General features: G+C 69.5%; 25 protein-coding genes and 3 pseudogenes. 9 read left to right on the forward strand and 19 right to left on the reverse strand.

Translation table 11 applies throughout. From position 1 onward, the window contains the following. Positions 1 to 24: 24 nt before the first annotated feature. The 5 genes from WMF17_RS09785 (at position 25) to WMF17_RS09805 (ending at position 4,845) form a co-directional block, all read left to right on the forward strand. On the forward strand, positions 25 to 801 hold the full coding sequence (locus WMF17_RS09785; protein WP_437601704.1) for a class I SAM-dependent methyltransferase: 777 nt from the start codon (positions 25 to 27) through the stop codon (positions 799 to 801). Positions 802 to 1,443: 642 nt separating this feature from the next. After that, positions 1,444 to 2,358, forward strand: a complete 915-nt coding sequence (locus WMF17_RS09790; protein ID WP_437649021.1) for an alpha/beta fold hydrolase — start codon at positions 1,444 to 1,446, stop codon at positions 2,356 to 2,358. A 586-nt stretch (positions 2,359 to 2,944) separates the two neighbouring features. Then, positions 2,945 to 3,235: a hypothetical protein gene (locus tag WMF17_RS09795; protein WP_437601706.1), complete on the forward strand. Its 291-nt coding sequence runs from the start codon at positions 2,945 to 2,947 to the stop codon at positions 3,233 to 3,235. A gap of 16 nt (positions 3,236 to 3,251) precedes the next feature. Beyond that, entirely contained in the window at positions 3,252 to 3,419 is a 168-nt protein-coding gene (locus WMF17_RS09800; protein WP_437601707.1) for a hypothetical protein, read from the forward strand. A 502-nt stretch (positions 3,420 to 3,921) separates the two neighbouring features. Continuing rightward, a complete protein-coding gene (locus WMF17_RS09805) occupies positions 3,922 to 4,845 on the forward strand; it encodes a Rieske 2Fe-2S domain-containing protein (RefSeq protein WP_437601708.1) in 924 nt (307 codons plus the stop codon). A gap of 39 nt (positions 4,846 to 4,884) precedes the next feature. Here the strand turns inward: WMF17_RS09805 and WMF17_RS09810 are convergent, their stop codons facing one another. The 4 genes from WMF17_RS09810 to WMF17_RS09825 form a co-directional block, all read right to left on the reverse strand. Continuing rightward, complete coding sequence (locus tag WMF17_RS09810) at positions 4,885 to 5,859, reverse strand: D-2-hydroxyacid dehydrogenase family protein (protein ID WP_437651313.1); 975 nt, start codon at positions 5,857 to 5,859, stop codon at positions 4,885 to 4,887. A gap of 221 nt (positions 5,860 to 6,080) precedes the next feature. After that, positions 6,081 to 6,788 carry a hypothetical protein gene (locus tag WMF17_RS09815; RefSeq protein WP_437649023.1) on the reverse strand — a complete coding sequence of 236 codons (708 nt, stop codon included), beginning with the start codon at positions 6,786 to 6,788 and terminating at the stop codon, positions 6,081 to 6,083. A 329-nt stretch (positions 6,789 to 7,117) separates the two neighbouring features. Beyond that, positions 7,118 to 7,462, reverse strand: a complete 345-nt coding sequence (tnpB, locus tag WMF17_RS09820) for an IS66 family insertion sequence element accessory protein TnpB (RefSeq protein WP_437649024.1) — start codon at positions 7,460 to 7,462, stop codon at positions 7,118 to 7,120. Further along, positions 7,459 to 7,833: a helix-turn-helix domain-containing protein gene (locus WMF17_RS09825; RefSeq protein ID WP_437601711.1), complete on the reverse strand. Its 375-nt coding sequence runs from the start codon at positions 7,831 to 7,833 to the stop codon at positions 7,459 to 7,461. The genes tnpB and WMF17_RS09825 overlap by 4 nt, the downstream gene beginning before the upstream one ends. Positions 7,834 to 7,988: 155 nt before the next feature. Here WMF17_RS09825 and WMF17_RS09830 point away from each other — a divergent pair. Then, positions 7,989 to 8,168, forward strand: a pseudogene (locus WMF17_RS09830) (hypothetical protein); the annotation flags it as partial. A 62-nt stretch (positions 8,169 to 8,230) separates the two neighbouring features. Here WMF17_RS09830 and WMF17_RS09835 read toward each other — a convergent pair. From WMF17_RS09835 to WMF17_RS09855, 5 genes are all read right to left on the reverse strand, one after another. After that, positions 8,231 to 9,331 (reverse strand): alpha/beta hydrolase family esterase, encoded by a 1,101-nt coding sequence (locus WMF17_RS09835; protein ID WP_437649026.1) that lies wholly within the window; start codon positions 9,329 to 9,331, stop codon positions 8,231 to 8,233. A 305-nt stretch (positions 9,332 to 9,636) separates the two neighbouring features. Further along, positions 9,637 to 10,425: an IS21-like element helper ATPase IstB gene (gene istB / locus WMF17_RS09840; RefSeq protein ID WP_437644266.1), complete on the reverse strand. Its 789-nt coding sequence runs from the start codon at positions 10,423 to 10,425 to the stop codon at positions 9,637 to 9,639. Next, on the reverse strand, positions 10,418 to 11,923 hold the full coding sequence (gene istA, locus WMF17_RS09845; protein WP_437644267.1) for an IS21 family transposase: 1,506 nt from the start codon (positions 11,921 to 11,923) through the stop codon (positions 10,418 to 10,420). Before istA ends, istB begins: the two co-directional genes overlap by 8 nt. Beyond that, a complete protein-coding gene (locus WMF17_RS09850) occupies positions 11,920 to 12,294 on the reverse strand; it encodes a hypothetical protein (protein ID WP_437644268.1) in 375 nt (124 codons plus the stop codon). Before WMF17_RS09850 ends, istA begins: the two co-directional genes overlap by 4 nt. A gap of 194 nt (positions 12,295 to 12,488) precedes the next feature. Then, positions 12,489 to 13,523 carry a transposase gene (locus tag WMF17_RS09855; protein WP_437649028.1) on the reverse strand — a complete coding sequence of 345 codons (1,035 nt, stop codon included), beginning with the start codon at positions 13,521 to 13,523 and terminating at the stop codon, positions 12,489 to 12,491. 304 nt (positions 13,524 to 13,827) lie between these two features. Between WMF17_RS09855 and WMF17_RS09860 the strand changes: the two genes are divergently transcribed. Beyond that, positions 13,828 to 14,289: a hypothetical protein gene (locus WMF17_RS09860; protein WP_437649030.1), complete on the forward strand. Its 462-nt coding sequence runs from the start codon at positions 13,828 to 13,830 to the stop codon at positions 14,287 to 14,289. 163 nt (positions 14,290 to 14,452) lie between these two features. Here the strand turns inward: WMF17_RS09860 and WMF17_RS09865 are convergent, their stop codons facing one another. From WMF17_RS09865 to WMF17_RS09895, 7 genes and pseudogenes are all read right to left on the reverse strand, one after another. Next, a complete protein-coding gene (locus WMF17_RS09865; protein ID WP_437649032.1) occupies positions 14,453 to 15,466 on the reverse strand; it encodes an SGNH/GDSL hydrolase family protein in 1,014 nt (337 codons plus the stop codon). Positions 15,467 to 15,990: 524 nt separating this feature from the next. Continuing rightward, positions 15,991 to 16,275 (reverse strand): annotated as a pseudogene (locus WMF17_RS09870) (IS1380 family transposase); the annotation flags it as partial. Between the two features lie 141 nt (positions 16,276 to 16,416). Next, positions 16,417 to 16,644 (reverse strand): annotated as a pseudogene (locus tag WMF17_RS09875) (matrixin family metalloprotease); the annotation flags it as partial. 460 nt (positions 16,645 to 17,104) lie between these two features. Further along, positions 17,105 to 17,962, reverse strand: coding sequence for a class I SAM-dependent methyltransferase (locus WMF17_RS09880; RefSeq protein WP_437649034.1), 858 nt, complete (start codon positions 17,960 to 17,962; stop codon positions 17,105 to 17,107). After that, positions 17,959 to 19,542: an aldehyde dehydrogenase family protein gene (locus WMF17_RS09885; RefSeq protein ID WP_437601719.1), complete on the reverse strand. Its 1,584-nt coding sequence runs from the start codon at positions 19,540 to 19,542 to the stop codon at positions 17,959 to 17,961. Before WMF17_RS09885 ends, WMF17_RS09880 begins: the two co-directional genes overlap by 4 nt. A gap of 4 nt (positions 19,543 to 19,546) precedes the next feature. Continuing rightward, complete coding sequence (locus WMF17_RS09890; RefSeq protein ID WP_437601721.1) at positions 19,547 to 20,302, reverse strand: hypothetical protein; 756 nt, start codon at positions 20,300 to 20,302, stop codon at positions 19,547 to 19,549. A gap of 130 nt (positions 20,303 to 20,432) precedes the next feature. Then, a complete protein-coding gene (locus WMF17_RS09895; protein WP_437601722.1) occupies positions 20,433 to 20,564 on the reverse strand; it encodes a hypothetical protein in 132 nt (43 codons plus the stop codon). Positions 20,565 to 20,761: 197 nt separating this feature from the next. Here WMF17_RS09895 and WMF17_RS09900 point away from each other — a divergent pair, with 197 nt between their 5' ends. Both WMF17_RS09900 and WMF17_RS09905 read left to right on the forward strand, forming a co-directional pair. Beyond that, complete coding sequence (locus tag WMF17_RS09900) at positions 20,762 to 21,427, forward strand: hypothetical protein (RefSeq protein ID WP_437649036.1); 666 nt, start codon at positions 20,762 to 20,764, stop codon at positions 21,425 to 21,427. Between the two features lie 582 nt (positions 21,428 to 22,009). Continuing rightward, a complete protein-coding gene (locus WMF17_RS09905; protein ID WP_437649038.1) occupies positions 22,010 to 23,278 on the forward strand; it encodes an FG-GAP repeat domain-containing protein in 1,269 nt (422 codons plus the stop codon). Between the two features lie 129 nt (positions 23,279 to 23,407). On the opposite strand, the gene WMF17_RS09910 is transcribed toward WMF17_RS09905, so the two are convergent. From WMF17_RS09910 to WMF17_RS09920, 3 genes are all read right to left on the reverse strand, one after another. Then, entirely contained in the window at positions 23,408 to 23,557 is a 150-nt protein-coding gene (locus WMF17_RS09910) for a hypothetical protein (RefSeq protein WP_437601725.1), read from the reverse strand. A 319-nt stretch (positions 23,558 to 23,876) separates the two neighbouring features. Then, positions 23,877 to 24,290, reverse strand: a complete 414-nt coding sequence (locus WMF17_RS09915; protein ID WP_437601726.1) for a hypothetical protein — start codon at positions 24,288 to 24,290, stop codon at positions 23,877 to 23,879. Beyond that, positions 24,272 to 25,360 carry an alpha/beta hydrolase gene (locus WMF17_RS09920; RefSeq protein ID WP_437649040.1) on the reverse strand — a complete coding sequence of 363 codons (1,089 nt, stop codon included), beginning with the start codon at positions 25,358 to 25,360 and terminating at the stop codon, positions 24,272 to 24,274. Before WMF17_RS09920 ends, WMF17_RS09915 begins: the two co-directional genes overlap by 19 nt. Between the last annotated feature and the right edge of the window lie 272 nt (positions 25,361 to 25,632).

Below are 25,632 nucleotides of genomic sequence, written 5' to 3' on the forward strand. Positions count from 1 at the left end.
GACGCCGACGCAAGGACGCCAGCCATGACCAGCTCCCGTGTCGCTCAGGCTTACCGGAGAGGGAGCCTCTGGCAGAAGGGGCGCGGCGAGCGCCTCATCGAGCTCGCCGGCGTGCGGCGGGGCGAGCTCGTGCTCGACCTCGGCTGCGGCACAGGCGGCCTCACGCAGCAGCTCGCCGAGCTCGTGGGCCCCGGCGGGCGCGTCATCGGGGTCGATCCGGACGAGGCGCGGATCGCGCTCGCCCGCGACACCGCCGGCGCGCCCAACCTGGAGTTCCACGTGGGGGCGGCCGAGACCCTCGGCGAGGTCGCCCTGGACCGCCCCTTCGATCTCGTCTTCTCGAACTTCGTGTTCCACTGGATCCGCGACAAGCGGGCGGTCCTCGGCCTGATGCGCGGCCTGATCCACCCCGCGGGGCGCATCCTCGTCCAGTGCGTCTCGTCGCTCCCCGTGCTCATCGGGGAGCTCTCGCGGCTCGCGGACCCTTCGGGGGAGAAGATCCTCCGGGACCTCGCCTTCGAGGACGCCGCGGCGATCGCGCACCACGTCGAGGGCGCCGGCCTGCAGCTGAGCCGCCTGGAGGAGCAGCAGGGGACACACGTGTATCCGACGCTCGACGCGCTGCTCATGTGGTGGAGGGCGACGACGCACGACCGGTTCGACCCGCGGGCCATCGAGCCCGCGGCGCTCTCGCGGTTCGCCGAGCAGCACGGCGACGGCGGCGCCTTCCACGTGCGCGAGACGTTCTGCTGGTTCGAGGCGCGGCTCCCCCCGGCGCACGCGTGGGGACGCGGCGGCTGACCGGGCGCCCCCTCCGGGCGTCGCCGGTTCTTCAACTTCGGCGGTTTCCTCGGCACGGTGGCCGGGGGCTCGTTCTTCGCGCTCGAGCCGCAGCCGCCCGTGTGCTACTTCTTCATACGCGATGGCCATCGCCGTCGCGCTTGTGGTCGTGAGCTTCACCTCGCTCCGCACGCACATCCCGGGCCGGAACAGGGGCGCTTCGCTGCAGGCGTAAGGGGTTGAGGAGGGCAGCGGGCAGCAAGAGCGCCTATCGAAACGTGCAAGCCTTGGCGCCGCCGCTCCTGACACCTGCCAGCGGACGGGCAGCCGTATGGCCTGACACCACGTGGTGTTGACGTGCAATCAGCGCGGGTGAACGCCGGAGAGCGCCGGTGTCGGAGATTTGCTTACGGTTTTTTGTAAGTAGCATTTACATACTTGCCGCGGCCGCCCGCTCATGTGCAGCTTGCTCTGTGGCGCGCCGGTCATGGTCGTCAATCCCGACGACTGTTGCGGTCGCGTCGGGTTGCTTTCTTTCAGCCGTGGCGGCGCTGTGTCCGGGGGACAGCCTCGTGCTCGCGCGGCCTGCGGTGGAGATCAAGAGTCATGACCGACAAGAAGCAAGGAGCACGTGCGTCCAGCTCGGACCGTACCCGTCGCCAGGTGTTGAAGCAAGCCGTGGGCCTCGGCGCGGGCCTGGCCGTCACGCACCTGCTCGGTGGAGAGGCGTCCGCCGCGCCGCGCATCCGCTCCAGGACCTTCACGACAGACGACGGGGTCGCGCTCAACTACCTGGAGGCGGGCAGAGGCGAGCCGCTGCTCCTGCTGCCGGGGTGGTCTCAGTCGGCGGCGCTGTACAGGGCGCAGATCCTCGCCTTCGCGCGGCATTACCATGTGTTCGCGCTCGACTGGCGCGGCCACGGCGCGTCGGAGAAGGTCGACCACGGCTACCGCATGGCGCGCTTCAGCAGGGATCTGTACGAGTTCATCCGCGGGATGAGGCTCAAGCACGTCACCGCCCTCGGGCACTCGATGGGGTGCGGCGTGCTCTACAGCTACTGGGACAACTACGGGGGACAGTCCCTGGACCGCCTGATCCTTGTCGACGTGGGCCCGGCGCTGACGGCCTGGCCGGACTGGTCCGCGGAAGATGCGGCCGAGGCAGGGGCCGTGTTCACCCCGCAATCGCTCTACGACACGGCCGCCGCGCTGCGCGGCCCGAACGGGATCCCCACGACCCAGGGCCTCCTGGCCAGCATGTTCAGCCCCGGCTATCCGGCGGATCAATTCGCTTTCGTCGTCGAGGAGAACCTGAAGCTCCCGCGCGAGTACGCCGCCAAGCTGCTCGTGGACCAGGCCGCGCAGGACTGGAGGGGCGTGATCCCGCGGATCGACGTGCCCACCCTCGTCGTCGGAGGCGAGGTGAGCATCTTCAACCCCATCTCCCAGCAGTGGGTCGCCGACCAGATCCCCGGCGCCGAGCTCATCGTCTTCAGCGCCGAGGAGGGGGGCAGCCACTTCATGTGGCTCGAGAACCCCGAAAAATTCAACGAGGACGTCCTCGACTTCCTCTGCTGAGCCACGCCGCTCCTGAGCAGCCGTCGCGCGGGCGCGCGCGGCGGCGCTGCCGGCGCTCTCCTCGTCGCCGGGTCGGCATGGTGCGGCCTGTCCGCTTCTAGCGAAGGGCGCCCCATGTTTCACCGAGAGCTACTGCCGCCGTGATCCGCGAAGAGAAATGGAGACGCAGACAATGAGACACCGATCGATAACATACGGTAGGCGACTGTGCGCTGGAGCATGCTTCACGCTGCTGGCAGTGACCGTGGGGTGTGGAGGGGCCGCAACTGTAGAGGACGACACTGGTTCAGTAGCGCCCTCTGTCGGGGCCGGCGGGGGCTCAACAGCACCCTCTGTCGGGGCCGGCGGGGGCTCAACAGCACCCTCTGTCGGGGCCGGCGGGGGCTCAACAGCACCCTCTGTCGGGGCCGGCGGGGGCTCAACAGCACCCTCTGTCGGGGCCGGCGGGGGTTCAATCGCATCCCCTGATGCAGGTACGTGGCCAAAAACGGTTACCTTGACGGCGCGGGAGGTCGGGGCCGGCGATTATGTGCGCCTTTCAGATGGGACCGTGTCTGATGCAGGAGACCTTGGTATCCGATCGGCGATGGTGATTTCTCTTCGGTCTACTGCGGCCGAGTCAATCTGTGAGAGGGGGACGTCCTTCGCGGCGCTGGCGGAGATCCCGACCGACGTGGATGGCTGCTCGAGCTGGACCGCGTTCGCATCCCTGAGCGGGACATCGATCCATGAGAGTGACGAGTCGTACCGCATCGGACTCGGGTTGCTCGTGTGGGACGCTGAGCATGCCGCGCTCTACCGGCTCCGAGTGCTGGGTGATTCGTATGACGTGACCGGCGGTTCAACAGCCACATTCGAGTACGAGCCGGTGCGTTGACCGTCGCGGGCTCGCCATGGAGCACGTCGTTGACTGGATCGGCGACCTCGATCTTCCTGTCGACCAGGCGCGATTTGACGCCATCGAGCGTGCCATGGCCGTGATGGGCTGCGCTGAGAGCTCAAGGATGACGTGGCTCCGTGAGTATTGCGCGGCTCGAAACCCTCGGCCGAAAGCGAGATGACCACGTACCTCAGCGCCGCTCCGCCATGGCGCTGCCACCCCTGAATTGGCTCTCGCCTCGCGTTCTCCCGTCGTTTGATGTCGGCATGGGGTGTGCTCGAGGCCGAGCGTCATGCCGACGCTCGAGCACAACGCCCTCGTCGAGATGTTCCGTGAGCACCCGGCGCTCGCACCCCGCTTGCTCGCGACGCTCTTCCACGTCGAGGTGCCGCCGCACGCGTCGGTCGCGGTTGTCGAGTCGTCGCTCGACCAGCCTGGAACGGGTTGCGCGAGCAGCTCGCGGGCGGGCAAGGTCAGGCGGCGGACACGCGATGTACGCTGGCGCGCGGCCGCCCGCTCGGGCGCGCGGGGCCCGCGGGTGCCAGCTTGGCAGTACCTCGACGCGCCCGGGTCTCGTAAGATGGTGAGCTCATGCCGCGACCGCCGGCACGACCCGACCCCATCCCCCGGCGCTGCACGAGCGCCCGGGCGACCCCGACAGACGCGGAGCCGAGGAGACCCACGTGAGCGCTCGAATCCCTCTTCAGCCGTTCCCGACAGGCTGGTTTCAGGTCGCGTCTTCGGACGAGCTGTCCGCGGGCGGTCCCCTCCCGCTCCGCTGCTTCGGGCAGGATCTTGTGCTGTTCCGGACGCAGGACGGCGAGGCCCGTGTCCTCGACGCCCACTGCCCCCATATGGGCGCCCACCTCGGGGTGGGAGGCCGCGTCGAGCAGGGCGGGATCCGGTGCCCGTTCCACGGATGGGTGATCTCCGGCCAGGGGGTGTGCGTGCGTATCCCCTACGCGGACACGATCCCCCCGAAGGCGAGGATCCGCTGCTGGGAAGTCCGGGAGCTCGACGGCGTGATCCTTGTCCACCACGCCCTCGGCGGGGAGCCTCCCGAGTTCGAGATCCCGCCGCTCCCGGAGGCGCGGTCGGCGGAGTGGTCCCCGGGCATGAGCAAGCGCTGGAGGATCCGGACGCACGTCCAGGAGACGCTCGAGAACATCGTGGATCCAGCCCACTTCGTCGTTGTGCACAGCATGCCGGCGCCCCCCCGGACCGAGGTCGAGTTCGAGGGCCACATCATCCGATCCCGCTCGGCGGTGAAGCAGAAGGGCCCGGGCGGCCAGGTGGTCGACGGCACGATCACCTGGGAAGGCCACGGCATGGGGTACGGGACGATCCGCTTCACCGGGATCGTCGAGCTCCTCTTCGTGAACACGGTCACCCCGATCGACGACGAGCTCATCGACGTCCGCGTCGCCTTCTGGCTGCGCAACGACGGCGCGCTGCGCCTGGCTCAGGCTCTCGCCGCCGAGGTGTGCCGGCAGATCGAGGAGGACATCCCGATCTGGGAGAACAAGATCTATCGCCCCCAGCCCGTCCTGTGCGCCGGGGAAAAGGGCATCATGACGTTCCGCAAGTGGAGCAGCCAGTTCCTCTGAGCGCCTCTCCGCCGCGGAGCACGCCGGCCAGCGGCGCGCTCAGGGGCGTGCCGGCGCTGCTGCCAGCCGATTCAGGGGGCGGAGCACCTTGCCGTCGAGGAATGCGCGGATGTCCTCGACCGCCTGGCCGTAGAGCAGGCGATAGCCCTCCTCGGTGACATAGCCGAGGTGCGGCGTGATCACCGTGTTGTCGAGGGCGAGCAGCGGATGACCCTCGGGCAGCGGCTCGGGCTCGAAGACGTCGAGCCCCGCGCCGGCGATGCGCCGCTCGCGCAGGGCGGCGAGGAGCGCCGCCTCGTCCACGATGGGGCCGCGCGAGGTGTTGACCAGGAAGGCCGCGGGCTTCATCAGGCCGAGCTCGGCGGCGCCGACCAGCCCGCGGGTCCGCGGGCTCAGCACGAGGTGGATGCTCACCACGTCCGCGCTGCCGAAGAGCTCGTCCTTTGGCACGAGGCGCGCGCCCGCCTCCGCGGCGCGCTCGGCGGTGAGGTTCTGGCTCCAGGCGATCACCGCCATGCCGAAGGCGTTGCCCACCTTCGCCACCTGGCCGCCGAGCCGGCCGAGCCCGAGGAGCCCGAGCGTCTTGCCCTTCAGGCCGAGGCCGAGCGTCGTCTGCCAGCGGCCCTCGCGCGCGGCGCGGTCCTCGCGCGGGATGTGCCGGAACAGGGCGAGGATCAGCCCCCAGGTCAGCTCCGCCGTCGGGTAGGGCAGCATGTCGGTGCCCGAGACCTGGACCCCGCGCGCGGTCGCCGCCGCGAGATCGATCGACGCGTTGCGCATGCCGGCCGTGACCAGCAGCCGCAAGCGCGGCAGCCTCTCGAGCAGCGCGCGCGGAAACGGCGTGCGCTCGCGCATGAGCACCGCGCCGTCGAAGGGGCGCAGCCGCTCGGCCAGGGCGTCGAGGTCGTCGAGGTGGTCGGCGAAGGCCTGCACCTCCGCCGCCGGATGGAGGCTCTTCCAGTCGGCCATCCGGAGCGCCACGCCCTGGTAGTCGTCGAGGATCGCCACGCGCATCATTGCTGACTCCTTCAACTCCGTCGCGATCCGTCGGATTCTCCGGGATCTTGGGAGAGTGTGACGACGGATCGCACGATCGCCGAGCTCGCGTGGTACCCGCTCGACGCCTTGCCTTCGCCGCGCTTTCGCCCGGTCGAGCTCTCGATCGCCAGCTACCGCCCAGGGAATCGCTACGATCCCCTGGGTCCGCCGTCGAGCGAAGCGTCGTCGCATCAGGCTCAGAGCCCGATCACGGCGATGGGGATGTTCACCTTCAGGCTGCCATTGCCGAGCTGGCCGGCGTTCGCGCTGCCCCAGGCGATCGGCTCTCGTCCGGGCAGCACCTCCGGCGGCACAATCTCGACGATCGCCCTCGGGATGACGCTGATGCGACGGCGCCCGTGGTCGTGGCGCTTGACGCGCTTGCGACCGCCGTGGTCGGAGCCGGAGGACGACTCTGCCGCTCCCGCGAGCTCCGACGGGCTCGCGGGGTCCTGCGGCGGGCTGCCGGTCTCGCTCGAAGCCGCTTCGGCCGAGGCGTCGACGCCCTCGGCGTGCGACTCGGCCGGAGCCGGAGAGGCGCCTGGCTCGCCGGCCAGCGAAAGCCGCAGCTGGTCCGGCGAGACCCGCTCGGAGACATGGCGCCGGAACCCGATCTCCAAGGCACGGATCGTCTCTTGCAGCTGTTGATTCTGCGCCTTGAGCGACTCGACCAAGCGATCGAGCTCTCGCGCCTGCTGCTCCGCCGTCGACAGCTCGGTCAGCTTCGCCTCGCGCTCCTGCACCCGCCGTAAGAGCGCGTCGACCAGCGACGCGGCGTCCACCGCGGCGGCTTGTCCTTGTGCCCTGGCCTGGAGATAGCCGAGCACGAGCGCCGCGCCGTCAAAGCGCTCTGTCTCCGCCGCTTGCGGTAGCTCGGTGTCACCGTGTCGCGCCGTCGAGGACAAGGCGTGCCATCAATGCACCCTCTGTCCCCTCTTGGCAAGTGCCTCGTGCTCAGAAACTGCCGGAGGATGAACGCTTGATGGAAGCGGGAGTCACGCCGTCAGCGAGGGCAGCGGCTCTTCATCGATACTTCACTGATTCAATGAGAAAATCGGGTCGCTGCGCGGAATGCACGACGGGGCGTGCTGCACCCCCGGCGATGCGCCCTCACGAGGTCTTCCGGGCGGCCCGGCACGCGCTCTGCTTCATCTCCCCGTCGCGCTGCGCCGGCAGCCATCGTGCCTCACCGAGGCCGAGACCTCGGCCTCCGAGCTACGTCCTCGTGTCCCGGTCAGTGGACAATCCGGCGACGGTTTGCCAGCTCGTCCACGGGGAGGCCAGCGAGCAGCTGGGCGAAATCCTGTGCCGACAGCTCGATGCATTTGCCGTCCGCCTCCGTGAACGGGGGCAGAGAGAAACTCCCCTTCGAGAGACGTCTATATAGGATCGTGTATCCGTTGCGATCCCACCAAAGCGCTTTGAGCCGGTCGCGCTTTCTATTGAGAAACAGGAAGAGCGCGCCGCTCGCCGGGTCGAGGCACAGCACCTGCCGGGTGATCGCGGCAAGCCGGTCGAACGCTCCCCGCAAGTCGATCGGACCGACGGCAAGGTAGACCGCTATCGTCGCGGGGGTCACCGTCCCCTCCGCACCGCGTCGATCGCTTCCACGAGATCGCGCGCACTGAGCCCACAGACCTGCATCCGCGTCCCGTCGGCGAACGCAAGCCTCAGCCGCATCGCCGATGCATCCCGGCGCTCCGGACGCACCACCACCGGCACGAACGGCAAGGCCTCGACCGTCTTGGGTGTTGCCCGCGGCGCGCCCTCGTCGGAGCCCTCACCTCCGGAGACCCATCGGCTGGCGGTCACGGTGCGGACTCCGAGCTCGGCCGCGATCTCGCTCGGCGTCGCCCCCGCCCGGCAGCGCTCCTTCGCATAGGCCTCGGCCCGCTCCCGCAGCTCCCTCGGGTACTTCCCGCGCCGCTGCTGCTCTCGATACCTCGACAACGCCGCACGCAACTGCACCAGATCCCTGCTCCCTGGCATCGCTTGCTCCTCGTCGCTCGGCGAGGGCACCGCCCTCTTCCGGCGCCGCGTAGCGTGCAGCCGAGTCTGGCCAGGTCAAAGACGCGGTCTGCGGAGCGGCTACCTCCGGCGGCGCCGGCAACGACCGATTGTTCGGCGACGGCGGGGACGACCAGCTCTTCGGCGATGGCGGAGACGACTACCTCGACGGCGTCGCGGGGACGGACACTCTCGATGGCGACCGACTCACCAACGGCGCCGACGGCGACGTGTGCCTCGTAGAGGCCGCCGACTCCGCCGCCAACTGCGAGCTTTGACGGCGTCGCCCGGCGACCGCCTCCCCATCGTCGTTGCGCCCGACGCAGTCCTCGACTCGAAATCAGAATTGCGTGATGAATTTCCACGCCTCGGGGGCGTTCCAGCTCGTCGATTGCCCGGGGTCCTTCGGCTCCCAGCCGTGCGGGCCGTCGAACACGCAGTACTTGGTGGGGTGACCTGCGGAGCAGCCCTTGTACTCGGTACACGTGTGGGGCTGGCCAGCTGCCGGGAAGGTGGTCGCCGACGGCTCCTCCATGCAGCCGTTGACCTTCGCGAACTCGGCTTGTTTGACGCGACCGCTGGTCGGCATGGGGGGGCCGCTGCTGTCACCGCTGGCTTGCGACGCGTAGTAGGCGATCGGCTTGGTCAACGTCGCCGTGCAGGAGCCCGTGAGATCTGCCCCCGAAAAGAAGGCGACGCCTCGGAACACGTCCGCGCGGGTGCAGGCGAGAGCCAACGACATCGCTCCCCCGAAGCTGAAGCCGGTGGCGAAGATCCGAGTTTTGTCGATGCAGAGATCTCCCTCGAGCTCCTCCAGGATCGCGTCCGTCAGCTCCACGTCCGACTTGCTCCAGGAACCGGCGCCGTTCGCGGCGTCCGGCGCGACGAAGATGGTGGTAGCTCCAGTGTCGAGCGTCGCCATCGTGAAGTAGTTCCGGTTCGCCACCGACATGGCGGAGGAGCCGGACTCCGCGAAGGCGAACACGAGCCGATACGGCTTGTCCTTGTCGTAATCGCTCGGCACGCGAAGGATGTACTTGCGAGAGGCGCCGCCGAACGAGATGTCGATCGTGCCGTTTTGCAGAGTCTTCGCTTTGCCGCAGCCAGCGCTCTTGACCGCGTCCGTCCCGGTCGCGCCGCCTGCGCTGCCGCCGCTGTCGCCGGCTTGACCGCCACCACCGCTCGCCCCCCCCATGCCCGCGCCACTCGCGCTGCCGCCCGCGCCGCCTGCGGCCGCTCCGCCCGCGCCCGCGGAGCCGGGCCAGCCACCGCCCGGGGTGCTGCCCGCGCTCGCGGCGTTACCACCGGCGCCCGCCTGCGCTTGGCCGCCCGCGCCTGCGACCCCCGGTTCTTCCGACGGAGGGGTGCTGCTCGACGAACAAGCAACACCCGAGAGTGAGAACAGGGCGAGGACCAGGGAGGAGCAACGGGCGCTTGTCATCGGTAACTCCGCGCGCGCGAAGGGCGCGACTGGGACTCGACCCTAGCTCATGGCCTCCCGACCAGCAATGGATTGAGGCGCGCCGGTTCAGTTGTGAAGCAACAGCTCAAAATAGGCGCGTCACCATACCGGCCGCGACCGTATCGTTCGGCGCGTAGGTAAAAGAAGCCGGGCGCGTAGGTAAAAGGCGGCGGCGCGTAGGTAAAAGAAGCCGGAGCGCCGCGCTGTTGCTGGACCGTTCAAACCGCGGAAATCTGAACAGCCCGGCCGACCCCTGAGCGGGTGGCCGGGCTGCCGGGCAACGCCTACTTCTTCTTGTTCTTCGGCACCCCGTCGTCTCGCGGAGACGGTGCTCGCCGGCCGGCGTGCTCCTTGGCTTCGCGCAACCGGTAGCTCTCCCCCTCGATCGCGATCACGTCGGCATGATGGATCACCCGGTCGATGAGCGCGGTGGCGCACGTCGCGTTCGGGAAGACCGTCGGCCAGTCGCTAAACGCGAGATTGGTGGTGAGCACAAGGCTCTTCTTCTCGTACCGCCGGCTCACCACCTGAAAGAGCAGGTCGGCGTTGCGGTTGTCGAAGGCGAGGTAGCCGACCTCGTCGAGCACGAGCAGGCTGATCTTCGCGTAGTGCTTCAAGCGACGGTCGAGGGCACGTGAGGACTCCTGTGAGCCCAGATCGAGCAGGAGCTGCGCGGCGGTGACGAAGAGGACCGAGTGGCCCATCAGGACGGCCTGGTGCGCGAGATTCTGGGCGATCATCGTCTTTCCCAGGCCTTGCGGGGCGGCGAGCACGATGTTGCGCGCGGCGGCGAGATAGCCCCCGCCGAGCGAGTGCTCGACGAGCTCGCGGTCGATCTTCGTCGGCCAGGCCCAGTCGTAGTCGATCATCGGCTTGAAGCGGCCGAGATGGCTGTCCGAGAAGCGCCGCTCCAGGCTGCGCCTCACGCGGTCCTTCTCGTCGAGATCGACGACCCGTTCGAGCAGCTGCACCGGGCTCCAGCGCTCTTTCGTTGCCAGGGCGATGAGATCGTCGAGCCCCGCGCCGGTGGCGCGGAGCCCGAGGTCGTCAAGACGTTCTGCGAGATCACTCATGACGCTCCTCCGGGTCGCTGGCGCCGAGCGCGTCGTAGCGGCCGAGCGCGTGCGGCGTGATCCGCAGTCCGTGGATTCGCGGATCGTCGGACATGACGTGTTCGAGCGGCGGCGGGGCCCCGGCGGCGCGCGTCGCCTGATCGAGCACGTGCGCGACCGACTGGGCCGAGAGCGCGCCGCGCCCGAACGCATCGGCGATCGCCCCATCGAGGGGCGCCGCGCCGAATCGATCGAGCAGCCGCAGCAGCCGAGACGTGGTGCCACCGAGGTGCCCGCCCCGCAGCGCAATGGCGTCGAGAAACGCCTCGGCATGGGCGCAGGCGGTGCGCAGACGGTCGCGCCCGCGCAGCTCGTGCGCGTGGCGCTTGTGGTCGGCGAGCGTCTGGAGGTGCGTCGGGTCCTCCACGGTTTGAAGCCGATCGTAGGAGCGGCGGTGATGGGCGACGACGGTCTTGCCGTCGACAATCCGGACACTCTCCTCCGAGGCGATCAGCGTGAGCGGCTTGCGCACGAGAGCGTGCGGGATCGAGTAGTCGTTGAGGTCGAAGCGGAGGTACGGCGTCTTGCCCGAAGCCGCCGGTCGCACCAGATCGCTCTCGAAGGCATGTTGCGGCAGCGGCAGCAGGCGCGGCCGCTCCTCGGTGAGCGCCTCGGCGACCAGGCGTCCGTCGGGATCGCCGGGGACGCGGCGTGTGTGGGCGACGGCCGCGATCCAGGCGGCAAGCTGCGTGTTGAGGTCGGCCACCGAGGAGAACGAGCGAGCGTCGAAGAAAGAGTAGCGCAGGTAGCGAATGGCCCTCTCGACCTTGCCCTTCTCGTTTCCCCGGTACGGCGCGCAGGGCTTGGTGGCAAAGTGGTAGTGGCCCGCGAGCTCGAGCAGACGAGGATGAAAGCGAATGATGTCTCCCTGCCGCTCGAGCACGGCCGTCTTGAGGTTGTCGTAGAGCAGCGCCCGTGGCACGCCGCCGAGCGCCTCGAAGGCGCGCATGTGGCAGCGGACGAAGCTCTCCAGCGTCTGGTCGAGGGTGAAGTAGGCGTAGACGGCGCGCGACCACCCGAGTACCATCACGAAGCACGACAGCGCTCGCTTGGCCCTGCCAACGAGGAGGGTCCCAAAGCATCCCCAGTCCACCTGGGCCTGCTCCCCCGGCAGGGTGCGCAGGCGAAAGAACGCCTCGTGGTGCGAAGAGGGTCGGATGGCGCGCACGTACCGGCGCAGCTGCACCACCGAGCCTGCGTAGCCACGGGACGTGATCATGTCGTAGAGCCGGGTGGAGAGCAGCTTCGGGTGGTCCTTGAGCGTGAGCTGGATAAAGCTCTTGTAGGGATCGAGGACCGAAACGTGCGCTCGGTACTGGGTGTTGACGAAGCGCGTCGCATCGATGGCGAGGCGCACGGTGTCGTGGTGGACGCCCAGCTCGGCGGCGATCGTCCCCACCTTCCAGTGCTCGGCGAAGTAGAGCCTTCGCATGCGGGAGCGCAGCTCTTCCGAGATCATCGCGACACCTCTCCGATCAGCAGTCGCTCGAGATCATGAAAGCGGCCCATCCCCGCGATCCCCGGCCGTCTTCGCCTTCGCCCGGCGACGGGGACCCAGGCGACGGTGAACAGCGGATCGATTCCGTGGTCGGTCAACCGATCTCGACAGAGACTCGAGTCGCACGAAGTCCGCTCGTCGTCCGCAGCGAGCGCAGCGTGGACGTGCATCCCCTGCCAGAGCGCGATCGCCTCCAGGAGCGTCGCGAGCGCGCGCGGGTGCGAGGGGTCGCGGCGCAGCCTCGCCTTCAGGAGCGTCTCGCCCGCGCCGTGCATCGCCAGCACCCGCGTCGCGGTCGGGCCCGGGGCGATTCCCATCCAGATCGAACTCATGGCTCTTCTCCTCGCCGGCGCTCGCGCCCCTCGACACGAGGAGCGAATCGGCCGGCGAGGGGAGAGTCGCGGGTGGGGCAACTTCTCGGGTAGCAGCGTCCGTTACAATCGTCGCGCGCTCCTTCCGGAGCTGTCGGACCCGGAGCAACGTCATGTGCTTGCCCTCCGGACTCCTCCAGTAGCGCTGCGCGCTCTCATGCCGCGCCAGCCGACGCCGGAGGTCCTTGCACACGGCCCCGCAGTACCAGTCGCCGCGGTCGCACCGCGGACAGAGGTAAAAGAGCCGAGCGCAGGCCGGATTTGCGCACTGAACCTGGCGAACGGAGTCCATCCCGCACCGAGCGGAAAGTTGGCCGAGCCGGGTGGACCGTGCGACACCACAAGGCGTCGACCGCGTCCATCCGCGAACGACCGAGGGCTCGGAGCGGCGAACTCCGGGCCCTCATTCTTTCTGCGGGCCCGAGCATGCGCCTCCTCCGCGACCTGGGCCAAGCCGGCGGTTGCGCCTGCCCTGGGCGCCGCGAGCGCCCGGAGGCGGTGACCTTCCCGCTTCCTCCGCCGATCAGCTCGTCGCCACCACCACGCCCGAAACGATCGCGGTGACCCTGGGGGGTGACGAACGACTCACCCAGCGCTCGGGCTGTCCGGAATTCCGCGGTTTGCAGCGAGCGCCAACAGCGCGAAGAAACGTAATGCAGCAAGCCGAAAGGGTGGGACCGCGAGCGTCGTGATGGCTCGGTCCTGGGTCGAAAGAGCTCGGCGCGGTTTGTCGACCGCTCGATAGCCGCCCCGCTTGCGTTTCGGAGCGGCGTCATCGTCCGCCTTCGTAGGCTCTTCTGGCTTCGCAGGGCGCGGTCCGATGCGCTTGCGCGCCAACGTGGGCGACTCGCCGACGCGAGCACGCCCGCGTACTTGACGGTGTGAAAGCGCGGCGGCGGGACGCTGGCCGCGAGGTGGCACAGGAGCGAGAGCGGATCCATGTCCACCGCGACAGTCCCGTCAGCGAAGGCGCGCTTGAGCGAGAGCCGCACCAGGCCGTCCTGCTGCGGCTCGACGCGCTCCTTTGCGATCGGGGTCGCAGCACGTAACGCAGCAGCGCCTCCCTCGCCGCGGCATGGTGCGCACCGGCGCGCGTCGCTGCGTGCAAGGTGAAGCCATCGAGCGCAGCGCACAGCGGCTCGTCGTACGCGAGCGCGCTCGGAGAAGACGGCGAGAGCCCGCGGAGCCATTGCGGGCCGGCGGGCGGCTCTCGTCCCGAGACGGCGGAGGCAGCGCGTTGCCGGCGCCAGCGCCGGCGTCGGGCGAGCCGCCTGTCCCGCCGTCGTTGCCTCCAGTGCCGCCCGCGCTCGTTCCGCCGTTCGAGCCACCGCTGCCTGCGGATCCGCCGTTTCCGCCGGAGTCGACGGGCGGCACGCTGGCGCCTACGCTCGGCCAAACGGCGTCATCTAGCTCGATGCCCGCGCAGACGGGCCCGGCTGCCGATACGCCGCCCGCGCCCGCAGTTGCTGTCGCGCTGCTTTTCGAAGCGGGGCCTTGGCGCATGGCGGCGAAGCGGACTCGCGCGTTGGAAGTCAGCTCACCGCCGTGGGAGAGCCGCGTGAGCCGACCGGAAGCCGGCAGGTCCAAGCACTCGTGCTCGGCGGTTTTGCCGTTCATCATCAAGTCGCCATTCCAGACCTGAACGTCCAGCTGCACTTTCGCGGCGTGGTCGCCAGAGCGATTGGGAACGAAATCGACGGCCACGCCGACGACCTTGCCGCTCGTGTCTTTCACTCCGCTGATGAAGACTCGGCCATCCCCATCCTCTGTATCGTCGCAATCGGTGAGCAGACCCAAGCACGCGAGGCCGAGGGAAGTGACAGCAACGAAACGACCCGGCAGCCGTACCCGTCGGGATCCCGTGATCCCACCCTGGTTCATCGAAGGTCGCTCTATCAAGGTTCGGCGCGCGCACCCGATAGTCATTGTCCTGGCGAGACGCCGTGGGGCTCTTGAGAGCCGGAAGCCGCGTCGTGCTGCCATTCGTTCTCGATACCAGGCGAGGTGATTGCGCCGGGGCGAATCAATAGCCGGGGTTACGCCGCGAGCTCCTCAATTTCGGCTCGAACGGCGTGCGCCGCGAATCTGCTCGAGCGTTGGTGGCGTTCGCCTTTCGATTTCAGCGAAGGTACGGACTCAACGCCTCGAACCAAACATCGGCCATGCGGTTATACCCTGCCTGGTTCGGGTGGAGATTGTCGGCGAAGAGGGACTGCTTGTAGTTCGCGTCGTTGGTGAACGCTGTGTACATGTCCACCAGCACGATGTGCTGCCCCTTGCTGACGCGCGTCGAAACCAGGTCGGGCATGGCCGCGTTGTAGGTCTTGATGGTGTTGTTCGTGCCGTCCGTTCTCGTCGGCACGATCTGCGCGAGCACCACGAGGATGTTCGGATCACGCATGAAAATCGAGTCGAGCAGCTTGCCCAGGCGATTCGGTGCGTCCGCAAGGTTGATGTTACCGTTGATGTCGTTCGTTCCGATCATCAACGTAATGATGTTGGGCTTGTAATTCGGAATGCTGGTGCCCACGAGCTGCGCGATGCCGTTGTTGCCCTCGATCGTCCAGCCGCCGTGACCCTCGTGGTTCCTCGGGAACGTCACTCCGTCCACCATGGGCACGCTGTAATCATTGGCGGAACCGACGAAGGTGATGTCGCGGTTCGCTTCGAGCGCGAGGTGGAACAGCGGGGCGCGGTAGCCGCCGGCGACATTGAAACCCTGCGTGATTGAATCGCCGAAGGGCATGACCTTACAGGAGCCGCTCGCCGGGCAGGGCTGGAATGCCGGGCCGCCGCCCGCGCCAGCGCTGCCCCCTCCGTCACCTCCGTTGCCCGCGGTACCTCCGCCACCGTCGGATACGCCGCCCATGCCACCCGAGCCCGCTCCGCCGGCGCCCCCGCCGGCCGTGCCTCCTGCACCGGCGTTCGCCGCGCCCCCGCTGGTCGCGCTCGAGCCGGAACTGCCGGGCGAGCCGCCGCCACCCGCCGCTGTCCCGCTGCCGCTCGTGGTCCCGGCGCTGGCCGTGCTCGCGGTTCCGCCAGGCGAGTCGGCGCCCTCACTGCACGCCGCGACGAGCAGCACCACACACGCGAGGACGGCGGAAGAAGAGAGTTTTAGGCGGCGCACGGGCATCTGCTACGCATAGCACGATCGCGTGCTCCACCGCGATTGTGAAGCGCAGCCTATCGAAGTTGCCGTTGTCGTTGAACGATTTCATCGCGAGGGGAAGTGCGTCTGGACGGCGGCGCTCTTCGCGGCCACGCGGCGCCCGAGTGCGAAACGGCGGTTACACCGGCGCACCTCGTATTCGGTTCTGCGCCCGACGGCCCACGCCTGGTCCGCCTCGGTCCGACCCTCCGAGCACGGCCCGGCCCAGTTTTCGCTAGTGACCGCGCGATGGACGGCTCTTGCGCGACGAGGTACGCGCGGCGGCGCGGGCGACGACGACCGCGCCGGCTAGTCCTCGATCAAGCGCTTGGCGACCCTCGAAATGGGCCGAACCGCCGTCTCGAATCGCCGAGCGGATCCGTCCTGCCGGAGAGCCGGGATTCGGTGATCGTCGCTGCGGCTGGTCAAGGATCCCTCGTTTCGTGGTTCGAGGTTGTAGGTTCGCGGTCGGGCTGCCCGTGCCTCAGTGCGTCGGGCAGCCCCGGCCGTCAGAGCGCATCAAGGAAGCGGAAGAAGATGGGCAGCTCGGGACGCCAGGCAAGGAGCCGATAGACGAGAGTTCGACCGGTATGGAGGATCTGCGCCGGAACGAGAATGAAACGCTGCACGAAGGAGCGGAATTCCATGCGCAGAACGCGCTCTCGATCGGCTTGGTGTGCTTCGTGCCATCGCGGCGCCGTGGGCATGAGCAAAGAGAACCAAGCCTTGAGCGACCACGCGAGCGACGCGATCACCATATAGGCCCAGTTCGACTCGAGCGTGTTCAGCGGGGCGCTCCATCCTGGGCCTCCGGCGGCCGGCGGCGCCGCGCTGCAGCGGACCAGCTGGTCATCGGCGCACTCGGGCGAGAACCCGTGCGGCGGGATGGGGTTGCAGGTCGACGTGGAGAGAGCCCGAGGGGGGTATATCTGGCAGATGCCCGCGATGTCGTCGTCGTGCAGCGTGCGGAAGTTCATCGGGTCCGACCTGTCGTACCTGGAGTGCATGGTCGCCTCGGGGCCGGCCATGGTGTGGTCGAGGCCCAGAAAATGCCCGGCCTCGTGCGTGACGACGGCGAGCAGATCTTCCCTCCGCGCGGCGGAGTCGTCCCCGACGGTGAAGTCGTAGCAGATCGCGGTCCAGCGCCCGCAGATCGAGGGCATTGCGCGCCTCCTCGGCCTCGCGGGCGAGGGGCCGGCCGCGCAGCGCCGCGTGGCGCCGGTCGAGGGCCGCGAGCTCGGCCGCCCTCGCGCTCTCGCGCTCCTCTGCCAGCGCCGCCTGTGCGTCGCGGAGCCGCCGGGCTCCCTACTCCAGGCCCGCCACGTGCTGCGCGACCCCGTACGCGGCCGCTGCGCCGCCGCACAGCACGAGGCCGAGCGCGGCGGCGAGCGCGTGCACCAGGCCGCGGCGCCGGCCCTCGGCGCGCGCGGGCGACGGCCAGCTCGTGCGCGCGCGCCGCGTTGTCGGCCTCGAGGCGCGCCTTCGCCTGGGCCTCGATGCGTGCCACCTCGAGCGCCGCCCGCGCCCGCGCTTCCGCGCGCGCCTCCGCTTCTGCCTGCTCCCGCGCGCGCCGCGAGCCGGGGGCCTTCCGGGGGATGCCCGCGCGGCGGCCGGTCACCGCTGCTACCGTACGGCGTCGCCGCCGCTCCGCGCGGGCGCGAGCTCCGCGATGACGAACAGTTCGAGCAGCGGCGGCGCGATGCCAGCCCGGACCGCAAGGTCGCGCGCCGTGTGCGCGGCGCGGAGCTCGAAGCCCTCCGACGACACGAGCGCGCGCAGGTGCTCGAGGTCGTCGAGTCCCCGGCGCAGCATCGAGCGGAGCGCGCGCTTGCGCAGCCATGCCTCCCCAGGCACCCCGGCGTCGCGCGCCGGCGTGGCCGCGGCGCCGTCGCGCAGGTAGAAGTCCATGAGCACCACGCACGAGCTCAGGCGGCTCGCCACGCGGCGCACCTGCCGCAGCAGCCCGCGCAGCGCGGGCTCGTCGAGGTAGCCGGTCAGCCCCTCGGAGACGACCGCCGTGCGGCGGTCGCGCAGCGCCGCGCCGAGCGCCTCGCCGAGGTCGGCCTCGCGCAGGTCCGCCGCGACGAGGACGAGCTCGCCGCGCGGCTGTGCGGGCTCGAGCAGACGCCGCTTCGCGTCGATCACGGCGGCCTGGTCGACCTCGATGTACACGACCGGACGAGCTCTTGCCCACTCCGCCCCGCGCGGCGACAGCCCCGCGGCGAGCTCGATCACCTGCTCGGGGGCGATCTCATCGAGCAGCGCGCCGAGGCCGAGGTGGCGCGCGGCGAGCAGGAGGCTCGTGACGCTGTGGTCGCCGCGCAGGCCGAGCATGCTCCCGCCCCAGCGCGCGGCCTGGTGGAGGACGCGCCCCCTCAGGGTGTCGAAGCGCGCTGCGCCCGGGACGCCCAGCGACGCCCACACCGCGGCGGTGAAATAGGCGCTCCAGGTGAGCGCCGCGTTCTCTCGCGCTCCGCTCAAGAGCGCTCCTCCCCGGAGCGCGACGCCGCGAGCCACCGCCTGGCCGCGCCGCGGACCATCTGGCCCGCCGACGAGAGCCGCTCGAGCTTCGGTCCTCTGCCCAGCGAGCGCACCATCCCGCGCGCCAGATCGAAGAATGCGCGGTCGTAGGGGAACCACCAGAGCTCGCGCGGGGCGGTGTTCTCGTCGACCGCGAGCAGCCGCGGCCTCGTCATCGCCTGCACGACCGCCGGGCCGTTCTGCACGCCGTAGCCCGAGATCCCGCGCCCGGTCCACACGGCTTGCGGCGCCGCGGCCGTGAACATGTGGTTGTTGACCGTCGCCACCCCGACCCGGAGCTCTCGCGCGAGCGCCGCGCCCCGCGCGACGTCGCGCGTCCACACGCTCCCCGTGAGGCCGTAGGCGCTCTCGTTGGCCGCGCGGATCGCCGCGTCCGCGTCCGGAACGGCGACGACGGGGATCACGGGCCCGAAGGTCTCCTCGCGCAGCAGGTCGAGCGACGGGTCGACGCCGGTGAGCACCGTCGGAAGGTAGCAGTTGCCATGCCGCGCACCGCCGCAGCGCACCTGCGCCCCGGCCGCGACCGCCTGGCTGACGTGCGCCTCGACGCGCGAGAGCTGCGCCGGCGTGGCCATCGGCCCGATCTCGACCGTGCCCGGCGCGGTGCCGTCGTCGCCCACGCGGAGCCGCTCGGCGACGGCGACGAGGCGCCCGACGAACGCGTCGAAGACCTCGGACTCGACGTAGACGCGCTCGACCCCCGCGCAGCTCTGCCCGGCGTTGACGAAGCCGGCCCAGGCGATCCCGTGCGCTGCCCGATCGAGATCCGCGTCGCGGAGCACGATGGCCGCGTCCTTGCCGCCGAGCTCGATCTGCGCCGGGATCAGGCGCTCCGCCGCGGCGCGCGCCACCGCCCGCCCGCCCACGACGCCGCCGACGAAGACGATCTGGTCGACCTCCTCGACGAGCGCCGCGCCGGCCTCGGCGCCGCCCTGCACGAGGCCGAGCAGCGCCTCGGGCAGCGCGTCCGACAGGGCGCCGACGAGCGCCGCGCTGGTCCGGGCGGCGTGCTCGGACGGCTTGAGCACAACGGCGTTGCCCGCGAGGAACGCCGGGACGAGGTTGTGCACCGGGATGGAGACCGGGTAGTTCCACGGCATGATGAGGCCGACCACCCCGTGCGGTAGGCGCTCGACCCGCGCCTTCTTCCGCGGGAACATCACCGGGTTGAACGCGACGTCCTCGGCCGGGAGGAAGTCCTCGGCGCGCGTCGTGTAGTAGCGAAAGACCTCGGGGGTCGAGCCGAGATCGACCCCGTACGCGTCGGCCATCGGCTTGCCCAGCTCGCGATGGAGCTCCGCCGCGATCTCGTCGGCCTTCCCCATCAAGCAGCGCCCGGCCTCGGCGAGGAGGCGCGCCCGCTCCGCGATCGGCCGCGCTGCCCACGCCGCCTGCGCCTGCCGGGCGCGGCGGACCACGCCCCGGATCCCGTCGGCCGTCGTCACCCGCACGGGACACAGCGGGGCGCCGTCCAGCGGTGAGGCGCCGTGAATCCACCCATCGTGGATGATCTCGCCCATGGGACTACGCAGCTTGCCCGCTGAGAAGCGCGGGCATCAGGCGACGGCAGCCCGGCATCCCCGACTCCTGGATGTGCGCGGCGAGCGCCTTCCGGAAGGAGCCGCGGGGCAGCGGCTTGTGGCGATCGAGCGCCCGGAGCAGCGGCACGACCGTGGCGAGCACGCCCGCCGTGTGCCACCAGTAGCGCGCGGTCGCGCGCAGGTGCGCGGACCGGCTCGACCGGGCGAAGAAGCCCTCGAGGTAGGCGAGGTCGTACGCGGTGTGCGCCTCCTCGTCGCTGGCGAGGCGCCGGAACACCGGCTCGAGCGGAGGGTACGACAGGCGCGGCGCGGCGACCTTGTAGAAGGCGCTCATCACCACCTCGAAGGCGAGGCAATCGACGGCGAACTCGAGCACGCCGTGCGGGACGGCGACCTTGCGGAGCATCATCTTCATCAGCCAGCCCGGCAGGCGCGCGCGCTTAACCACGTCGGGGTAGGCGCGGCTGAAATCGAGGAGCGCCTTGCACCAGAGGTTGGCGTGCATTTGCTCGTCCTTGAGGTGCCGGATACCGTGCGCGAAGAACGACTCGAGATAGCCGAGATCGTCGCGCTCCCGCGCCAGGTCGAGCGCCGGGAGGACGGGGAGGACGCCGAGCGCTGCCGATTCGACGATCGCAAACCATGTGATCAGGAGACACGTGGCGTCCGCTTCGGCCTCGCTCTCGAACGCGAACGACATCGGCTCACGGATCGAGACGGTCTCTTCGGCAGCTCCCATTTCCGGATCGTCGCTTTCCCTCTTCGTCGAAGAGAGCATCGGAGTTGAGCTGCCCGCAAGGTACTCGACCAACCATCCTGCCGCAAGCCAACTTGCCGGAGGACATGCGCCGGCCGTCGTCGACATAGCTTCACCGCAAGCGCTGGCGCTCCATGCGCAGCGCTTTGGACACCGCGCGCCGCTCGCACGCCGTCATGGCGCTGGGCTGAACAAGCGCCGCCGCCCGCTCCAGCAGCACCCGGTCCATCTCGTGCGCGACCATCCGCTCCCGGGACGCTTGCGGCGCGCCCCGCGAGAGCGCGGGCGTGGCGGCACCCAGGCAGCCGCTCCCGGCGGTTGACGCCGTTCAGCCGGACGCACTCTTCACGCCACGGTGGTGCGATGAAAGCTCGCCATCGTCGCAGAACGTCCCGTACGAGCCGCCTGCAGGCGGAGAAGGGAGCAAGATGCATAGTTGACGTGATCGCGCTCTCTCCGATGTTCGGGGCCGCCCGGTCGGCGTGCGCGCTCCTCTTGTTCTCGGTCCTCTTCGCCTGGGTGATGTTCAGGCGCGGGCGCGACTCGAACCACGTGGACAGGGCGGTGGTCCCGGCGCCGGGGGCGCTCCTCGTCGACGCCGCCTACCATGCTCTGCACCACGCCTATCCGGACCGTTACATGAGCTCGTTCACCACGGTGTTCGACCGGCTCGCGGGCACAGGGTGTGCGCTCGCTGGAAGGCGCGTGGCGATGACCGGCGCGACGGGCGCTCTCGGCGCGCCCTTGAAGGAGATGCTCGAGCGCGAGGGCGCGCAGGTGACCGGACTGCGCTCCAACGTCGTTTACACCTACGACGATTACGGGCGGCTCGACGCGGCGCTTCAGGGCGCGGACATCCTCGTGCTCGCGCACGGGTCCAAGACGGACCATGCGATGGACGCGAACTGCGCGTCGTTCGTGGCGATCATCGAGCGCTTTCGCGCGCTGCACCGGGGCGACAAGCTCCCTGTCGAGGTCTGGGCCGTGGGCTCGGAGATCGAGTGCCATCCGGCCTGGGGCGACCCGGATCTCCGGATCTACCTCGAATCGAAGCGCACCTTCGCGCGGCGGGCCCGCCATTACTTTCACGACCGCAGCGTGGTGTAGACAACGTTACACAGCCGAGTGAACTCGTTGGATCTGATGGATTTTGCAGGCGGAGCAGTGGATCGTACTTTATGTACGTTATGTCAACTGCTGGTCGTTGGTTGGAAATTCTTGACAGGTCGGAATGGCTTTGCGCCGGCTATCCTCTCATCGTCTGGCTCGCTTTCGGCCTGCTGGCGCTGGTTCTCGCCTGCTCCGGTCCTGTGCCACCTCGGCCGCCATCTCCGACAGTGCTGGCCAAGGTTAAGACGGTTCGGCCTCCGCGGATCTCCGCACCTGTCCTATCCAGGCGCCTCGCCAATGCGGCTTGCTACCGTCGGCGCGACCTTTCTCGCCCCTCCGGTGCTGGCACCAGAGTGAACTCGTTGGATCTGTTGGTTCTTGTCGGGGATCAGTGGATCCGTACTTTTTGTACGTGATGTCAACTGCTGGTCGTTGGTGGAAAATTCTTGACAGGTCGAAATGGCTTTGCGCGAGCCATCCTCCTGCTCGCCAGGGCATAGCTCCCGATGACGAGCGGGACCGTGCGCGATGGCCGGCGCATGGTGACCGATTCTACCACGACGTGCTAAGCGCTCGGAGATGGCTTCGGGAATCGGGGTATTGTGCTGCACACCGCTCGCCTTGGTCATCGCCTGCGCGGCCGAATCCTCGCGCGCGCCCGTCGACGCGGGCACCGACGCGCCGCCCGCGGGCACCGTCACCGCGCCCCCACCGCTCCCCCGTGAGGCCGCCCTCGACGCACGCTTCGTGAAGATCACGCTGCACCGCGAGTTCTACTGCGAGGGGGCGAGCTTTGCGGACTTCAATCACGACGGGGTGACGGATGTCATCGCGGGCCCGGATTGGTACGAGGGGCCGGGGTATGGCACGAGCCATCCCGTCTGGCCGAGGGAAGCCTTCGATCCGCACGGCTACTCGGATTGCTTTTTCGAGTTCCCCTACGACTTCGACCACGACGGCTTCACCGACGTCCTCGTCGTCGGCTTTCCGGGTGTGCCCGCGGCTTGGTACCAGAACCCACGCGACGGCGACGCGCTCTGGGCTCGTCACGACACACTGCCGTGGCCGATCGACAACGAGTCGCCCCTGTTTTCCGACATCACCGGCGACGGCGTGCCCGAGCTCGTGCACATGTCGGGAGGCGTGCTCGGAACGTCGTCGCCCGGCGCGGACCCGACCGAGCCGTGGGTCTTCCGGGCGCTCACCGAGAATCGGGGGTACGGCGCGTTCACGCACGGCCTCGGTGCAGGCGACGTCAACGGGGACGGCGCAAGCGACTTGGTCGAGGCGAGCGGCTACTTCACGCGGAGCCCAGAGTCGCCCGACGGCTTGCCGTTCACGCGCGTCGAGCAGCCGTTCGGTGCCGGGGGAGCGCAGATGCCGGTGGTCGACATAGACGGCGACGGGGATGCGGACATAGCGACCACGCTCGCCGCTCACGGCTACGGGCTCTCCTGGTTCGAGCAGGTTCCGAGCGCGGCCGGCACCGCGTTCGTGGAGCACGTCATCGTTCCGGGGACCACACCCGATGCCGCGTCGAGCGTGTTCATGCACGAGCCGCACGCGCTCGCTCACGCCGACATCGACGGTGACCGGCTCCAGGACCTCGTGAGCGGCGAGCGCTTCTGGGGTCATGTGCCTGCCGGCATGCCGGACTTCGACGCGCCGGCACGGCTCTACTGGTTCGAGCAGGCGCGAGCGGCGGAACGCATCGACTTCCAGCCCGTTCTCATCGACGACGATTCGGGGGTAGGCACCCAGCTCACGGTCGCGGACGGCGACGGAGACGGCCGGCCGGACATCGTCATCTCGAACAAGAAGGGCGCTTTCGTCTTCCTACAACGCTAGGGCGAGAATCCTCGCGCCGATCCAAGACGGCCTCCCACCGGCGCGAAACGTTCGAAGCGACGGAGGCGAGGGCTTGGTTCTGGGTCGAGGCGCTGACGTGCTGGTCGATCACCAGGTGCGTGAGGGGGCTCATGCCTCCGGTGCCACCGGCAGCCCGAGCAGCCGACCGATCGCGTCGTGAACGACCCGCGCCGCCACCTCGTCCCCGAGGGCGAGGGCGCGGCATCGGGTGCTGGCGAGCGAGGCGACCATGGCAGCCCGACGCGACGGCTCGGTCACGGCGAGCTCCCCAGGCCCGGGGCTTGACCATTGGGCCCATGCCTTCCGAGGGGGTGCGATCCGTCGTCACACTCCCCCCAAATCCCCGGGGATGCGACGTCTCGCGACGGTTCGCCCCCCCAGAACAGTCCCGCCAGGAATTCCCGGCCGGAGAGGGGTGGTCGCCAGAAAGCTTAGCGGTTCCTCGTCGCGATTTCGATCTCGTGGCCGCCGCGGCGCCTGGCCAAACGCCGGCGCTGCTCGCCATCCGGCCCTGAAGAGGCCGGCGCGCGCAATCGCCTGCCGACGCTCGCTTCTTTTCGTTCACGGGATGTACGGGTCAGCGCTCGACGCGGAGGCTCCTTTCACGCGCGAAGCGCGCGACGGCCGCCCAGTCGATCGGCGCCGCCATCCTCGGCGCGGGAGGGATCGAGGCCATGTTCTCCCACATGTCCTTCGTGCCGAAGAGCCTCGCGACGACCGCCGGATCCTCGTCCCACGTGACGGGCACGAGGTCGTGGAGGCACGTCGTATCGACAGGGGCCTCGGGATCCGCGATGAACTTCGCCATCATCTGCGTGCCGCAGGGCGCCGCATCGGCGGTCTTCACGGGGGACTCGAACGTGACCACGTGCGGGCTCCAGGGCACCGCCACGAACGTCTGGTGGGGCGCGGTCAGCCTGTCGGCCGCCAGCTCCGCCAGGCCGATGGGCGTCTGCGGATCGAGCAGGCCGTTCATCGCCAGGATGGGCACGGAGGAGCGCGGCCATTCGGTCCAGAGCTGGTCGTGCGGATACCGCGGCCAGCCATCGTAGAGCTGGCCAATCTCCAGCGCTGCCCCCGGGCAGGCGCGCTGCGCATCGCAGCGCGCCTGGAGCTCGGCCGAGGTCGGGGCCGGTGATCGGGCCCGAGCTTCGCCCCGCAGACCGGATCGGCGGCGCAGATCGCGGACAGGTCCTTTAGCACGGGATCGAACTGCGTATCGTACGAGGACAGGTACTGCGCGCCCGGCGATACGATCGAGTCGAGGATCACGGCGTCGACCGCCTCGGGGTACTTCTGCAAGAAACGCAGCGCGCGCGCCGTCCCGTACGAGGCGCCGTAAAGGATCACCTTCTTGCCGTGCTCGCGCGCCCGCTCGACGAGGCGCGCGAGATCGTCGGCGTCGGCTGAAGTCGTGAAGTGCGCGAGATCGTCGCCCCACTGCGCCTTCAACGCCTGGATGCAGGCGGGCCACTCGCTCGCGCTGATCTCCGCCCCGTCCTCCGAGCTCGGGTCCTCCTGGACCGGGCATTCGAGGCGGCTCGAGAGCCCGACGCCGCGGTGCTCGAGCACGTACCAGTCCACATCGGGCATCACGCGCTCCCATAGCTGCTCGATGAAGCCCGTGAACATGTTGCCGGAGTCGCCGGGGCCACCTTGCAGGAGCCAGACCTGCGCCTTCGCCGCGCCGCCCGGCGCGAGGTGGCGCGACACGAAGACGGGCAGCGTCGCGCCGCCAGGCTTCGATGGATCGAGCGGCAGGGCGACCGTGGCGCACTCGGAGATGAAGTCGCCTGGGCAGCCTCCCCATTTGACCGCCGAGCCGCCGCCCGAGGCTCCACCGCCGCCGCTGCCAGGCTCGCCGCCGCTGCCGCCATCGCCGCCGCTGCTGGCCTCGGTGTTCGCCGGCGCCTCGTCGTTGTCGGGGCAGCCCGCGAGCAGGGTCGAGGATCCGAGCAGCGCCGAGACAAGGACCGTCGAAAGGGCGCTTCGCGAGCGCGTCGTGGCTGCGCCGGCAACGCGCGTTCTCGGAGAAGTGACACAATGGTGCAGAGATTTCATGATCGGCTCCTGGTCGTGTGCGGGCGCCCTGGGCTCACCGGCGCGCGCCGACGACCATTTTTGCGTCGATTGGAGGGCGCCGCTCCTATTCGTATCTCTGTTCCCGGACTCGCGAGGTTCGTTTATGACTCGCCGCGAGAGCCACGCCGCGAGCGACGGGCGACGCCTCCGGGGCGGCCGGTGTGCAGCGGGAGCCCCGCAGGTGGGCCGGCTTCCATGGCAAGTCGCCGCAGGCACCCGCAGCGGTCCGCAGCGCGTCATGCACCTGCGCG

It is taken from the genome of Sorangium sp. So ce362, assembly GCF_051519845.1.
Taxonomy (GTDB): Bacteria; Myxococcota_A; Polyangia; order Polyangiales; family Polyangiaceae; genus Sorangium.